The sequence below is a fragment of the Streptomyces sp. NPDC029164 genome (assembly GCF_055563995.1).
Genome location: NZ_JBVHWW010000018.1, coordinates 62867 through 77334, shown reverse-complemented (window position 1 = coordinate 77334; position 14468 = coordinate 62867). Strand labels below are relative to the sequence as shown.

Genomic DNA, 14468 nt, shown 5'->3' with positions numbered 1-14468 from the left:
GGGCACGAAGGCCGTGACGAGCGATGCCATAGTCCGGCCGGAAGCCGCGGCGGATCCGGTGCCGCCGGACCCGGTGCGGGCGAAACCGGCGCGGTCGAAACCCGTCGGGAGCCGGTGGGCCGGACCGTACGCGGTCGCCGGCGGCCTGTTCCTCGTCTACCTCGTCCTGTCCGTCGGGCGGTTCCGGCGGATGGACTGGGCCTCCTGGGACCTGGGCATCTTCGAGCAGGCGATCCGCGCGTACGCGCACCTGCAGGAGCCCGTCGCGGACCTGAAGGGGCCGGGCGCCAACATCCTCGGCGACCACTTCAGCCCGATCATCGCGCTCGCCGCCCCCGTCTACCGGCTCTTCCCCGGCCCGCTCACCCTGCTCGTCGTGCAGGCGGCGCTGTTCGCGCTCTCCGCCGTCCCCGTCACCAGGGCGGCCGGACGGCTCCTGGGCCGGGCCCGCGGCCTCGCGATCGGCATCGCGTACGGGCTGTCCTGGGGCGTCCAGCGGGCCGTGGAGTTCGACTTCCACGAGATCGCCTTCGCCATGCCGCTGCTGGCCTTCTCGCTGGAGGCGGTGCTCGCCCGGCACTGGCGGGCCGCGCTGCTGTGGGCACTGCCGCTGGTCCTCGTGAAGGAGGACCTCGGCTTCACGCTCGCCGCCCTGGCCGTGGTCGTGGCCTGGCGGGCCTGGACGACCGACCGCCGGACCGCGTGGACCGCGCTCGGCGTCGCCGCCTTCGGCGCCGTCTTCGCCGTCCTGGTCTTCACCGTCTTCATACCGGCCTTCGCCACCGAGGGCTACGGCTACTGGCACAAGATCGACGGCGGCGGCCCGTTCGCCGGCACCGGCACCAAGCTGGCCACCCTGGGATGGGTGCTGATCCCCACCACCGGACTGCTCGCCCTGCGCTCACCGCTGCTGCTGGTCGCCGCGCCCACCCTCGGCTGGCGGTTCCTGTCGGGGGACGACCACTACTGGTCCACCGACTGGCATTACAGCGCCGTGCTCATGCCCGTCGTCTCCCTCGCCCTCGTCGACGCCATCGACACGTTCCGGCGCAGCGAGCGGCCCCGGCTGCGCGCCTACTCCCTCCAGCTGCCCACCGCCGTCCTCGCCGCCGGCCTCGCCCTGGCCGCGACGGCCATGCCGACCGCCAAGCTCACGGAAGCGCGTACGTACGGGAAGCCCGACCGCGTCACGGCCATCGAGCGGCTCCTCGACCGGATCCCCGACGGGGCCACCGTGGAGGCCGACACCACCCCGCTGACCCGGCTGACCTCCCGCTGCCGCGTCCTGTGGATCGGCGGCAGCAAGGGCGTGGTCCCCGACTGGATCACCATCGACAACTCGTCCAAGTGGGCCGGCGAGGATCCCGTCGTCTACGCCGGCCAGCTGCACCCCGGTGAGCGGTACACCCTGGTGGGCGAGGCCGCCGGGATCGTCCTGATGCGGCGCGGCTGACGAGCGGCCGACCGCGGCCGACCGGCCGAACGACAAGGCGCCGGCCCGGAACCAAAGGTCCCGGGCCGGCGCCCTCCCCCGTACGACCGCGCGGCGGTTATTCGCTCGCGATCGCGTTCAGGACGTTCATCCGCCCGGCCCGGAAGGCCGGGACCAGTGCGGCGAACAGGCCCACGAAGGCCGAGGCGGCGAACACCCCGATGATCGTCGGCCACGGGATCTCCAGGACCTTCAGGCCCTGGAGCGCCAGCAGCTGCTGGGCGCTGGCTCCCCAGCCCATGCCCAGCCCGAGGCCGAGCAGGGCGCCGAAGAGGGCGATGACCACCGACTCCAGGCGGATCATGCGGCGCAGCTGGCGGCGGGAGAGGCCGATGGCGCGCATCAGGCCGATCTCGCGGGTCCGCTCGACCACCGACAGGGCCAGGGTGTTCACGACGCCGAGGACCGCGACGATGATGGCGAGGCCGAGGAGCCCGTAGACCATGTTGAGCAGCTGGCCGACCTGGTCCTTCAGGGACTGCTTGTAGTCGGCCTGGTTGCGCACCGCGTACTGCGGGTACTCCGCCATCGCCGCCTTGACCGCCTTGTACGCGGCGGCGTCGGACTGTCCGTCCTTCGCGCTGGCCAGCAGCATGAAGGGCAGCGGCAGCCGGTCCGCCGGGACGTTCGCCCGGGCGATCTCGGTGCTGATGTACTTCATGGTCTTGTCGATGTTGCCGCCGTCGCTGGTGATGGCCGCGACCTTCAGCTTGACCGTGTTGCCGCCGGTGAAGGCGACGGTCAGCTCGTCACCGAGCTTGATGCCGTGCTTGGTCGCGTACTCCGAACCCACCGACATGGAGTCCTTGCCGTACGCCGCCGCGTGCTCGCCGGCGACCATCTTGCGCCGGATGTCCTGGGCGTACGTCGGGTCGGTCGCGCCGAGGCCCACCTCTTCGGCGGCGCCGTCGGGGGCGGTGACCTTGGCCGGCACCTCGCGGTAGGCGGTGACGTGGTCCAGGCCCGCGGTGGCGCGCAGCGCCTGCTCGGCCTGCGGCAGCATGGGCTGCCCGGTCTCGGAGTTGATGATGTAGTCCGCACCGACGGACTTGTCGAGCTCGTCGGTGGCGGAGGCCACCATCGAGGAGCCGACCACCGACAGGCAGGCGACCAGCGCGAGGCCGATCATCAGCGCGGCGGCGGTGGCGCCGGTGCGGCGCGGGTTGCGCAGGGCGTTGCGCTCGGCGAGCCGGCCGACCGACCCGAAGGGCCGCAGCACGACGCCGGAGAGCACCCGTACGACGCCCGCGGCGAGCAGCGGGCCGATCACGATGAAGCCGATGAGGCTGAAGACGACGCCCAGGGCGAGCCACAGCGATCCGGGGCCGGCCTTCTCGGCGGCCGCGGCGAGGAAGAGCCCCGCGGCGCCGATGCCGGTGAGGACCAGGCCGAGGGCGGCGCGGATGCGGCCGGCCTTCTTGTCGCCGGGCGTGCCGGACTCGCGCAGCGCGGCCATCGGGGAGACCTTGCCGGCGCGGCGGGCCGGGACGAAGGCGGAGACGACGGTGACGAGGACACCGAGGACGATGCCGACGACCGGGGTGGTCCAGGCGACGGTGAGGTCGTCGGTGGACAGGTGCATGCCCATCTGGCCCATGAGCTTCATCAGGCCGACGGCCAGGCCCACGCCCGCGCCGACGCCGAGGACCGAGCCGACGACGCCGAGCAGGAACGCCTCGACGACCACGGACTTGAGGACCTGTCCGCTGTCGGCGCCGATGGCGCGCATCAGGCCGATCTCGCGGGTGCGCTGGGCGACCAGCATGGAGAAGGTGTTGAAGATCAGGAAGATGCCGACGAGGAAGGCGATGCCGGCGAAGCCGAGCATCACGTACTTCATGACGTTCAGGAAGGAGCCGACGTCCTTGCGGTTGGCGTCCGCGGCTTCCTTGGCGGTCTGCAGCTTGTACGTGTCCGCGCCGACGGCGGCGGCGATGCTCTGCTTGAGCTGCTCGTCGCTCACCCCGTCCTTGGCGGTGACGTTGACGTGCGTGAAGGAGCCGGCGGAGCCGAGCAGGGCCTGCTGCGAGGTGGCCGTGTCGAAGTAGACGACGGCCGCACCCGGGTTGGTCACGGTGAAGGTGGCGATACCGCTGATCCTGGCGCGGATGTCGCCGGTGATGGCGATGGTGCGCAGCTCGTCACCGAGCGCCAGTCCGTGCTTCTTCGCGGTGTCGGCGTCGACCATCACCTCGGTGGGGCCGCGCGGCGCCTGCCCCGAGGTGATCTTCATCGACTTGAGCTCGTTGTCGCTCCAGTTGCCCGCGATGGTCGGGGCACCGGTGGTCGAGCCCATGTTCTCGTTCTTGGAGTTGACCACGGTGACGGACATCGAGACGACGCCGCCCTCGGCGCTCTTGACGCCCTCGGCCTTCTTGATCTGCTCGACGGCCGAGCCCGCGAGCATCTCGGGCTTGCCGCGGTCGGGGGTCTCCTCCCCGCCCTTGGCCTCCTTCGGACTGACGGTCACGTCGGAGTTGGTGACGGCGAACAGCTTGTCGAAGGTGGTGTTCATGGTGTCGGTGAACACCAGGGTGCCGCAGACGAAGGCGACGGAGAGCAGGACCGCGACGGCGGAGAGCGCCATCCGCCCCTTGTGCGCGACGAAGTTGCGCCGCGAGGTCTTCAGGACGGTGTTGCTCATGACGTCCGCCCGCGCGCGTCGAAGTCCTTCATCCGGTCCAGGACCTGGTCCGCGGTGGGCCCGTACATCTCGTCGACGATCCGGCCGTCGGCCAGGAAGATGACGCGGTCCGCGTAGGAGGCGGCGACCGGGTCGTGGGTGACCATGACGATGGTCTGGCCGAGCTCGTCCACCGAACGGCGCAGGAAGCCGAGCACCTCCGCGCCGGCGCGGGAGTCCAGGTTTCCGGTCGGCTCGTCACCGAAGATGATCTGCGGGCGGGCGGCGAGGGCGCGGGCGACCGCCACGCGCTGCTGCTGGCCGCCGGAGAGCTCGGTCGGGCGGTGCTTGAGCCGGCCCGCGAGGCCGACGGTCTCCACGACCCGGTTCAGCCACTCCGCGTCGGGCTTGCGGCCCGCGATGTCCATGGGGAGCGTGATGTTCTCCAGGGCGTTGAGCGTGGGCAGCAGGTTGAAGGCCTGGAAGATGAAGCCGATCCGGTCGCGGCGCAGCTGCGTGAGCTTCTTGTCCTTCAGCCCGGTGATCTCGGTGTCGTCCAGGTGGATCTGCCCGCTGGTCACCGTGTCGAGACCGGCGAGGCAGTGCATCAGCGTGGACTTGCCGGAGCCGGAGGGGCCCATGATCGCCGTGAACTGGCCGCGCATGATGTCCACGTCCACGTCGTCGAGGGCGACGACGCGCGTCTCCCCCGAGCCGTACGCCTTGACGAGCTTCCGCGCCCGGGCCGCGACGGCTTCATGCCCTCCAGTACCCCCGTGCCTGGTTTCGGTCATAGCCGTTGTCACGGTCTTTCTCCCTTTTCGCGTGTGTGCGTCTGCGTGCGTCTGCCTGCGTCTGCGGGCTGCGTGCGTCCGCGTGCGTCGTCATGAAGTCTGCGGCGGGCGGGGCCTCGGCACGCTGGTGCCCATCGCCGTATCCACCCGGGGGTTATCCCCACCCCCCACCTCCCGGTCCGTATGTTCCAGTTAAGGAGACCCCGGGGGCCCTCACCTCCTCCGCCGGGAGGAACCGCCCCTGGCCCGTTGTGCGGAGGGACCCCTAGGGGATGTCCACCCTTCGAGGGAGCAGGCCTGGGGGATACCGCGGAACGCGGGGGCGGTGAGAAGGTGTTCCCCGCAGTTACGTGCAGGGGGAAGGAATCTCGGTGGCCGCAGCGGAGAGCACGGGCGGAGGCCAGGACGGCATACCCGAGGGGCGTGCGGACCACGCTCCGGGGACGGCGGGGGCGGCCGTTTCGGCCACGGGCCCGCAGGCCCCCGACGGAGCGTCCGGCGGTGGGGACGCCGGCGGCGGCGCCCGGAAGGCCGGCGGCCGGCCGCCGGCCCCCGTGGTCGCCTCGCTGATGCTCGGCATGGCCCTCGTCGCCCTCGACAGCACCATCGTCGCCACCGCCGTCCCGCAGATCGTCGGCGACCTCGGCGGCTTCTCCGTCTTCTCCTGGCTCTTCTCCGGCTATCTGCTGGCCGTCACCGTCACCCTGCCCGTCTACGGGAAGCTGTCCGACACCTTCGGCCGCAAGCCCGTCCTCCTCTTCGGCATCGGCCTCTTCCTCGTCGGTTCGCTGCTGTGCGCCCTCGCCTGGAACATGGCCGCCCTCATCGCCTTCCGGATCGTCCAGGGCCTGGGCGGCGGCGCCCTCCAGGGCACGGTCCAGACCCTGGCCGCCGACCTGTACCCGCTGAAGGAACGCCCGAGGATCCAGGCCCGGATGTCCAGCGTCTGGGCCACCTCGGCCGTGGCCGGTCCGGCGCTCGGCGGGCTCCTCGCCTCGTACGCGCACTGGCGCTGGATCTTCCTGCTCAACCTGCCACTGGCCGCCCTCGCCCTGTGGATGGTCACCCGTCACCTGGTGGAGCCCGTACGGTCCCCCGGGCGCCGGGGTCCCGTCGACTGGGCGGGCGCCCTGGCCGTCTTCGCCTGCGGCGGGCTGCTGCTCTTCGCGCTCGTCCAGGGCGGGGTCGCCTGGCCGTGGCTGTCCGCGCCCTCGCTGGGGCTGCTCGGCGCGAGCGCGGTGCTGGCCGTGGTGGTGGTCGTGGTGGAACGCCGGGCCGAGGAACCGATCCTGCCGGGCTGGGTCTGGCGGCGGCGCACCATCGCCGCGGTCAACCTGGCCCTGGCCGCGCTCGGGCTGCTGATGGTCGCGCCGATGGTGTTCATGCCGACGTACGCCCAGTCCGTGCTCGGCCTCGGGCCCGTCAGCGCCGGGCTGGTGATGTCGGTGATGACCCTGAGCTGGCCCCTCAGCGCCGCCCTCAGCCAGCACGTCTACCGGCGCATCGGCTTCCGGAACACCGCGGCCGTCGGGATCGGCCTCGCCGCGGTGATCCTGTACTCCTTCACCCTGCTGCCGCACCCCGCCCGGCCCTGGCAGCCCGCGCTGATCATGCTGCTGCTGGGCGGCGCCCTCGGCCTCTTCCAGCTCCCGCTGATCGTCGGGGTCCAGTCCACGGTGGGCTGGGCCGAGCGCGGGACCACCACGGCCTCGGTGCTCTTCTGCCGGCAGGTCGGCCAGAGCGTGGGCGCCGCCCTGCTCGCGGCCGTCGCCAACGCCACCATCGCCGCCCGCCTGGCCGACGCGCCCGTACCGGGGCTCCCGGACCACCTCGACGACGTGGCGAAGGCGCTGGAGCGGCCGGGCCTGCTCCCGGGGGCCGCCGCCGACTACCTGCGCGAGGCCGTCGCCGCCGCCGTGGAGCACATCTTCCTCGGTGCGAGCGCGGCCGCCGTGGCCGCGCTGCTGGTCCTGCTGCTGGTGGCACCCCGCAGGTTCCCGGTCCTGCCGGAGCTGCGCGAGGAGTAGCGGGCCAACGGCCGCACGGCCGGCCTGACTTGTCATGGCCGGACCAGTGGGAGACCCTCGTACGCAGCACCGTCATCCGGGGGGAACGACATGGCATCCGCACTGTGCGTACTGCTGTTACTGGCCGCGCTGGCCGGTCCGATCGGCCTGCGGCTGCGCAGGAACCCGGCGTTCGTCACCGGCCGCGACGGCCGGCTCTCCACCTCCACGGCGCTCGCCCTGGCCTGGACGGTGATCCTCGTCTGGCTGCTGCTCGCGATCCTCGCGTACGGGCTCACCGCGGGCGGCGGCGTCGCCTACTTCCGGGCCGCCGACGGCCCCTTGTCCCAGCTGACCACGGTGTACCTGCCACTGCTCGGCGGGCCGTACGTGGCGCTGATCGCGGCGAAGACGGTCGTCGGCCTGCGGGTGGAGAACGGCACGCTGGCCAAGCCCGCCGCGAAGCCGACGCCGTCGGGGCGGCGGCCGCTGCGGGAGCTGATCGCCAACGACAGCGGGCGCACGGACCTCGTCGACCTCCAGTACGTCGCGCTCAGCGCGGTCACGATGCTGTACGTGGTGCTGTTCTTCCTCGCGGACGTGGGCGCCGGGCTCCCCCGGCTACCCGCCGAGATGTGGGCCCTCACGGGCGCCCCGGCGGGGGCCTACCTGGTGAACAAGATGGCCGTCCGCGGCAACCCGGTGATCACCGACGTCTCCGTGGCCGACGGCCTGCTCACCGTCGAAGGCGGCGGCTTCGGCCCCGGCCCCGCCGGCACCCCGGCCCGGGTGACCGTGGACGGCGCCGCCGTCCCCGCCTTCCTCGACCCCGCGACGGGCACCCTGAGCGCCCCCCTCCCGCAGGGCACGACCGCCCCCTTCGCGGTGACGGTCACAGCCCGCGGCCTCCGCAGCGACCCGTACGTGTACGAGCCTCCGCCCAAACCGGCCACAGCACCGGCCCCTCAGCGGGCGGCCGACTAGACCGCCTCTGCCGCATCAGTGTGTGCCGGGGCTCCGCCCCAGACCCCGCGCCTCAAACGCCGGCGGGGCCGAATTGGTGCGGCGAAGCCGGATGGTGCGGCCAGGCTGGGGTAGCAGCCGGGCCGGTTGGGCCGGGGTCGGGTGTGTGTCGGGGTGATCCCCGCAGGGCGCCGAACACAACAAGGCCGATCAATCCGACCCCCCGCCACGTTCGGCGCCCGAGGAGACGCCCCGGCGCGCGCCCGACCCCGGCACAACCGGCCCCCACCGCACCCCGGTCCGAGCGACCCGGTCCGAGCGGTGCAACCGGCCAACCCGAAGCCCGGCCCGAGCGGCGCAGCCACCCGGCGCCCAAGCCTGACCTGCTCGGCTCCCGGCCAGGGCCCGGCCCGTCACTCGTCCGGCTGCCCTCTGTGGCGGGCGTAGTAGCGGGCCACCCGCGCCCGGTTGCCGCACACCGAGGCGACGCACCAGCGGCGGCGGGGGTGAGCCGGCAGGAAGAGCAGCACGCAGTCGTGCGCCTCGCACTCACGGACCTGCCCCACCCGGGGATCCGTCAGGAGTTCCGCGACCGCCTCGGCCAGTTCGGCGGCGAGCCGCGCGGCCGGACCGGCCGGGCGGTGCGCGGGCGCGGTCGTGCCGCCCTCCCGCGTCCAGGCCAGCACCCGGTGGGACGGCGCCGCGGCCAGCGCCCCGTTCAGCGCGGCCAGCGCCCCGGCCGGGGGCCGCTCGCCGCGCCGGGCCGCGTCGAGCGCCGGGCGCGCGGCCTCCCGTACGGCCTGTACGGCGGCCACCTCGGCCGCACCGACGGCGCCGACCGGGGTCAGCCGCCCGGCGTGCACGTCCAGCCAGGCCACGAGGCCCGCCGCGTCGGCGACGAGGTCGCCTTCGGCGGTACGGGTGTTGAGGAGGTCCAGCGCGAGGGGCTCACCGGTGAGCGGGAAGGTCACTGTCACCCGACTAATGCTACTGCAAGCACTTGACCCATTAGCGATCACCGGCAAGACTAACGGACACGAAGCCACAGGAGGCATGTGATGACCGCTCGTCGCACCATCCCCACCATCCAGCACCGCACCGTCGACGTGGACGGCGTCCGCGTCGCCTACCGCGAGAGCGGCCCCGCCGACGGGCCCGTCCTGCTGCTCCTGCACGGCTTCCCCACCGCCTCGCACCAGTTCGCCCGCCTGATGGACGCCCTCGGCGACACCCCCTACCGTCTGATCGCCCCCGACTACCCCGGCTTCGGCCGGACCGAGGCCCCGGCCGGATTCACGTACACCTTCGACCGGCTCGCCGACGTCATGGAGGGCTTCACCGAAGCCCTCGGACTCGACCGCTACGCCCTGTACGTCTTCGACTTCGGCGCCCCCGTCGGACTGCGGCTCGCCGTGCGCCGCCCGGAGCGGGTGACCGGCCTGATCGTCCAGAACGGCAACGCGTACGAGGAGGGCCTCTCCGACGCGGCCCGCGAGTTCGCCGGGCTCCGGCGCGAGGTCCCCGGCAACGAGGGGCGGATCCGCGGCCTCTTCACCCTGGAGGGCACCCGCTTCCAGTACGAGACCGGCGTCGCCGACACCGGCCTGATCTCCCCCGACAGCGTGACCCTCGACGTGCACCACCTCGGCCTGCCGGGGCGCGCCGACGCCCAGGCCGACCTGGCCTTCGACTACCGCTCGAACTTCGCGCACTACCCCGCCTGGCAGGCGTGGCTGCGGAGCGCGGGGGTGCCGGTGCTGGTCGTCTGGGGCGCGGGCGACCCCTTCTTCACCCCGGCGGGCGCCAAGGCCTACCTCCAGGACGCCCCGGACGCCGCCGTCCACGTCTTCGAAGGCGCGGGCCACTTCGCCCTCGAAACCCACCTCCCGCAGATCGCCCCGCTGATCGAGGACTTCCTCACCGACCTGACCACTTCCGGCCCCGCCACCTCCGGCCCCGCCGGCGTTTGAGGCACCACTTCAGCCTCTCCGGCGTTTGAGGAGCGGGACTCCGGGGGCTTGGCCTGCGGCAGCGGCGGCGCGGGCTCAGCCCTCCGCGGGGGCGGCGCGGCCCGTCAGGGCGGCGAGGCTGGAGCGGACGTGGTTCATGTGGGCCCGCATCTCGTCCTCGGACTCCCCGTGCTCCCGCAGGATGCGGTCCGTCTCCCGCCCCACCCGCTCCTCCCGCACCCGCGCCGCCGCCACCAGCTCCGCCGCCCGCGCCTCCGCGTCCTCCTGGCCGTGCCGCGCCGACTCCTCCGCCTCCGCGAACCCCCGCCGGGCCTCCGCCAGGCGGGCCTGCGCGTACTGCTCCAGCTCGGCGTGGCGCGCCTCCAGCTCCGCCTCCCGCGCCGCGAGGCCCCGTTCCGCCGCCTCCCACCGCTCCGTCTGCTCCCGCTCGCGCTCCGCCAGCTCCGCGTCCGCCCGCCGCCGCGTCTCCGCCAGCGCGGCCGCCGCCTCCGCCCGCCATGCCGCCGCGTCCTCCCGGGCCTGCGCCCGTACGTCGTCCGCCTCGCGCTGCGCCCGCAGCAGGCCCTGCCGGACCCGGACCTCCGTCTGCTCGCGCACCGCCTCCGCGTCGCCCCGCGCCAGCTCCGCCGCCCGGTCGGCCCGCGCCTCGGCCGCGCCCAGCGTCGCGAACGCGTCCGCCCGCGCGTCCATCCGTACGGCGTCCGCCTCCTCCTCCGCCAGCAGCAGGATCCGCCGGGCCCGCTCGCCCAGTTCGTCGTACGTCTGCGGGGCGAGCCCGGCCACGGTCTCCCGCAGCCGCTCCGCCTCCGCCTCCATCTGCTTGGCCAGGACCGTCAGCCGTGCCACCCGCTCCCAGGCGTCGTCGCGGCTCCCGGAGAGCCGGGCGAGATACCGGTCGACCTCTTCCATGCGGTAGCCGCGACCGCGCACGGTCGCAATGGGTGCACTCATCCTGGATGCGCCTCTCTCGCGGGGATTCCCGTCAAGGATGCGCCATTTGATGCCAGAAGCCCGAATGGCCGGGCCGAGACCCCCTCCGAGGGTCCCGACCCGGCCATTCCACCGGTCACCCGATCAGGGCGACCTCAGAGCAGTCCGTCCCACATCTGCTCCAGCAGCACCGACCACCAGCTCTCCGGCGACGCCAGCGCCGCACTGTCGAGCCCGGCCAGATTCGCCTGGAAATCGACGGTCCACCGGCCGGCCTGCTCCGGCGTCAGATGCTGGCGCAGCCGCCACATGTGACCCAGCATCGCCAGCGAACGCACGAACTGCGGCAGGCTCGAGTTCACGAACTGCGGCGGCACCGGAGCACCGCCCGGACCGCCCTCCACCGGCACCGCCACGATGTGCGCGGTCCCGTACTGCACGCAGAGCGCCTTGCCGAAGTCGCTGCCGACGACCAGGTACGAGCCCGCGTCCGAAGCCGGCTGCACCTGCCGCTGCGCGGCCATCTCGGCGAGCGTCGGCACCGGCTGACCCGGCACCGCCTGCGCCCAGAAGAACGGCCCGAAGTCGACCGGCAGACCCGACCACATCAGCGTCTGTGCCACGATCTCCGGCACACCCTGACGGGACACCGCCCGCTGGTCGAAGCGGAACACGCCCTGCGGACCGAACGCCCCCGCCAGTTCCTGCGCGATCGCCTCCAGCGGGATCGCCTGCTGCAGCGGGACCTGCGGCAGGGGCGCCCGTACCGGCGCGGGGCGCGCCGGACCGTCCGCCACCTGGTGCAGCTCCCCCTGATGGGTGAGCAGGTGCCGCATACCGGCCTGCCGGCCCGCGTGGTCCTTCCCGTACGGGGCCACGCTGGTGATCCGCACCTGCGGCCAGGTCTCCCGGATCATCCGCGCGCAGTAACCGCCGGGCAGCTCACAGGACTCCAGCTCGGTGTGCAGCTCCAGCACCTGCTGCGGCGGCACGTTCATGGCGCGCAGCTCGTGCAGGATCTGCCACTCCGGATGCGGGGTGCCGGGCGCCGAGCGGCGGATGAGCTGCTGCTCGGAGCCGTCGGGCGCGCGGTAGCGCAGCACGGCCTGGTAGCCGGGGCCGACCGTGGGCGCACCGGTCGGGACCTGGACCGGCGGCTGCGCCACGGGTCCGCCCGGCGGCGGGCCGGGCGGGCCGGGCGGCTGCGGTACGCCGGGACCGGCCAGCATCGTCGCGGCGTGGTCGAGCCCGCCACCGGGCGCGCCGGGAGCGCCGGGAGCGCCCGGCGGACCGGGCGGCTGGGGTACGCCGGGACCCGCGAGCATCGTCGCGGCGTGATGGGCACCGGGCGCACCGGGCGGACCGGGAGGCGCCGGGGGCTGACCCGTCACGGCCGGACCGGCCAGCATCGTCGCGGCATGGTCCAGCCCCCGGCCGAGCGACCCGGGAGCCCCCGGCGGACCGGGCGGGCCGGGAGGCTGCGGCGCGCCGGCGCCCGGGGCACCGGGCGGACCGGGAGGACCGGGAGGCGCGGGCGGCTGACCGGTCACGGCGGGACCGGCGAGCATCGTCGCGGCGTGGTCGAGCCCGCCCCCGGGCACACCGGGGGCGCCGGGCGGACCGGGCGGCTGACCGGCCCCGGGCGCACCGGGGGCACCGGGCGGGCCGGGCGGCTGCGGTACGCCGGGACCCGCGAGCATCGTCGCGGCGTGATGGGCACCGGGCGCGCCGGGCGGACCCGGCGGCGTCGACGGCTGACCCGCACCCGGCGCACCGGGGGCACCAGGCGCACCGGGAGGCGTCGGCTGCTGGCCCCCGGGCCCACCCGGCCGGGAGACCTGCGCCTTGCTCGTCGGAGCGTCGGCGATGTCGGCCGCCGGCGAACCCAGCGCGGGCACCACGGCCGTCCTCGGCAGCCGGCTGCCACCCGGCATCAGCGTGGTCTTGGCCTCCGGGGCCACACCGGAGGACGGCCGGTCCTCCAGGTCCGACCCGGACAGCGGCGGCGCGAACACGGTCGCGGGCAGCGGCACGGACGCGTCGTCCGTGCCGGAGTTCACATCGGTGCCCGCCCACGGCGTGGCACCGGTCGGCACCGCGGCCGGGGCCGGGCCGGCCGCCGGGACGCCGTCGTTGGCCGTCGGCTCGTACGGGATCTCGCCCCCGCGCCGCAGCGGCACCGCTTCCACCGGCGCCGAAGGCGGGGCCGCGGCAGCGGGCTCATCACCAACGGAAGCCGAAGCGGGCGCGGGCGTCGGCGCCGGCGGAATCCCCGCCCGGTCCGCGGCCTCCTGCAGCCACTCCGGCGGACTCAGCATGAACGAGGTCTGCTCCGAGTCGATCCGCGGCGGCGGAACCGAAGCCTCCGAAGCGGCCGAAGCGGCGACCGCCCCGTACTCCTCCTCGTACCGGCGGATCACCTCACCCACCGGCAGCCCCGGCCACAGCGTCACCTCGCCGCTGTCCCGCGCGATGACCAGCCGCTGCCGGCCACCCCCGGACACCGGACCCGCCGCACGGTCCTCCGCCCACACCACGAACCCGAGCCCGAACTCCCGTACGCGCACCTCGCGGTGCTGGTACGCGGGAACGTCCCCGTTGATCCACTCTTCGGCGCGCTCCTGCGCCTGCGCAAAGGTCACCATCGCGCCGTCACCCCTCATCCGAACCGGGACGCACCGACGGAACCGGCCCCGCCACGGGAACCGAGCGTGCGAATCCGCCGTCCACCATCAGACCGGCCACCGTCTCCAGCTCCGGCGGGTTGCCCGCCAGCCGCTCCAGAAAGGCGTCGAAATCAGCACCGCACGGCAGCAACAACCGCTCCACGCGCTCCTGTACCGACCAGCCGTCCTGGTCGCGCGCATCGTCGTACGGGGAGAACCACACCGAGCCGATGCCCTCGCCCTTCACCTTCAGGGCGAGCAGCCCGCCCTGCGCGAAGGCCACGCACAGGTAGTCCTTCGTCAGGTGGTCCCGCAGGCACTTGTTGACGTACACCAAGTCATTGACCGCCGCCTCCTCACGCACCGTGAAGAACGGCTGGTCCACCAGCAGACCCAGGTCCACGTCCAGGCCCGCGCCCACCGGCGCGCAGCCGCCCGCGGCCTTCAGGAACGAGCGGAACGCCTCCGGCAGCCGGTAGCCGAGGTCCTCCTCGACCCCCTGCACCTGCTCCTCGGCCACCGAGACCACCGACTTCGGCAGCCCCATGTGCACCGGGCGCAGCTCCTGCAACGGCCGTGTCCCGCGCTTCTCGTGGTCCACCGGAGCGGTCGCCAGCCCCGCGTGGTGCCGCAGCAGCGCCTTCACCTCGACCGGGACCAGCTCCATGCGCCGCGAACCCGCCACGTGGTGCCAGGTCCAGCCGTGCGGGGTCGCCACCGGCCCGACCGTGTCCCACAACTCGTGCCCGGCGGCCTTCATCGCCGCGTTCGCGGACACGTAGTCCGTCAGCCGCAACTCGTCGACGCCGAAGCCCTCCGGCGGCTCGGCGATCTCCACGGCCGCACGCGCGTACGCGGAGAAGTCCGGATGCCCGTTGCCGTCCATCCGCACTCCGTGGGGATGCCGAGCGGCCCGGACCGGGTCCGGGAAATGCACGACCTGCCCCGAGTAAGCGGCGTTGGGTGGCGCGGCCTGCTGCCCGAGCCGACCTGTCGTCATGGCGGTAGCCCCCTGCTGGATCTG

At 73.8% G+C, this 14468-nt stretch carries 10 protein-coding genes; 4 read left to right on the top strand and 6 right to left on the bottom strand.

What is annotated here, in order from left to right; translation table 11 throughout:
• The first annotated feature begins 190 nt into the window (after positions 1-190).
• A complete protein-coding gene (locus ACZ4VT_RS18955) occupies positions 191-1453 on the top strand; it encodes a DUF2079 domain-containing protein (RefSeq protein WP_467951130.1) in 1263 nt (420 codons plus the stop codon).
• Between the two features lie 97 nt (positions 1454-1550).
• Here ACZ4VT_RS18955 and ACZ4VT_RS18950 read toward each other — a convergent pair whose 3' ends face one another.
• Together ACZ4VT_RS18950 and ACZ4VT_RS18945 are read right to left on the bottom strand one after the other, a co-directional pair.
• Complete coding sequence (locus ACZ4VT_RS18950; protein ID WP_467951021.1) at positions 1551-4136, bottom strand: ABC transporter permease; 2586 nt, start codon at positions 4134-4136, stop codon at positions 1551-1553.
• On the bottom strand, positions 4133-4909 hold the full coding sequence (locus ACZ4VT_RS18945; protein ID WP_376620465.1) for an ABC transporter ATP-binding protein: 777 nt from the start codon (positions 4907-4909) through the stop codon (positions 4133-4135). The genes ACZ4VT_RS18950 and ACZ4VT_RS18945 overlap by 4 nt, the downstream gene beginning before the upstream one ends.
• A 371-nt stretch (positions 4910-5280) precedes the next feature.
• Here ACZ4VT_RS18945 and ACZ4VT_RS18940 point away from each other — a divergent pair, with 371 nt between their 5' ends.
• Both ACZ4VT_RS18940 and ACZ4VT_RS18935 read left to right on the top strand, forming a co-directional pair.
• Positions 5281-6936: an MFS transporter gene (locus tag ACZ4VT_RS18940; RefSeq protein ID WP_467951020.1), complete on the top strand. Its 1656-nt coding sequence runs from the start codon at positions 5281-5283 to the stop codon at positions 6934-6936.
• Between the two features lie 90 nt (positions 6937-7026).
• A complete protein-coding gene (locus ACZ4VT_RS18935) occupies positions 7027-7899 on the top strand; it encodes a hypothetical protein (RefSeq protein WP_467951018.1) in 873 nt (290 codons plus the stop codon).
• A 392-nt stretch (positions 7900-8291) separates the two neighbouring features.
• On the opposite strand, the gene ACZ4VT_RS18930 is transcribed toward ACZ4VT_RS18935, so the two are convergent.
• Positions 8292-8855 (bottom strand): CGNR zinc finger domain-containing protein, encoded by a 564-nt coding sequence (locus ACZ4VT_RS18930; RefSeq protein ID WP_467951016.1) that lies wholly within the window; start codon positions 8853-8855, stop codon positions 8292-8294.
• A gap of 81 nt (positions 8856-8936) precedes the next feature.
• On the opposite strand from ACZ4VT_RS18930, the gene ACZ4VT_RS18925 reads away from it, so the two are divergent.
• Entirely contained in the window at positions 8937-9848 is a 912-nt protein-coding gene (locus ACZ4VT_RS18925; RefSeq protein ID WP_467951015.1) for an alpha/beta fold hydrolase, read from the top strand.
• Positions 9849-9923: 75 nt separating this feature from the next.
• On the opposite strand, the gene ACZ4VT_RS18920 is transcribed toward ACZ4VT_RS18925, so the two are convergent.
• The 3 genes from ACZ4VT_RS18920 to ACZ4VT_RS18910 all read right to left on the bottom strand — a co-directional run bounded on the left by ACZ4VT_RS18920 (position 9924) and on the right by ACZ4VT_RS18910 (position 14444).
• Complete coding sequence (locus ACZ4VT_RS18920) at positions 9924-10799, bottom strand: cellulose-binding protein (protein WP_467951013.1); 876 nt, start codon at positions 10797-10799, stop codon at positions 9924-9926.
• Between the two features lie 134 nt (positions 10800-10933).
• On the bottom strand, positions 10934-13423 hold the full coding sequence (locus tag ACZ4VT_RS18915; protein WP_467951011.1) for an SUKH-4 family immunity protein: 2490 nt from the start codon (positions 13421-13423) through the stop codon (positions 10934-10936).
• A 7-nt stretch (positions 13424-13430) separates the two neighbouring features.
• Positions 13431-14444, bottom strand: a complete 1014-nt coding sequence (locus tag ACZ4VT_RS18910) for an SMI1/KNR4 family protein (protein WP_467951009.1) — start codon at positions 14442-14444, stop codon at positions 13431-13433.
• Positions 14445-14468: the final 24 nt, after the last annotated feature.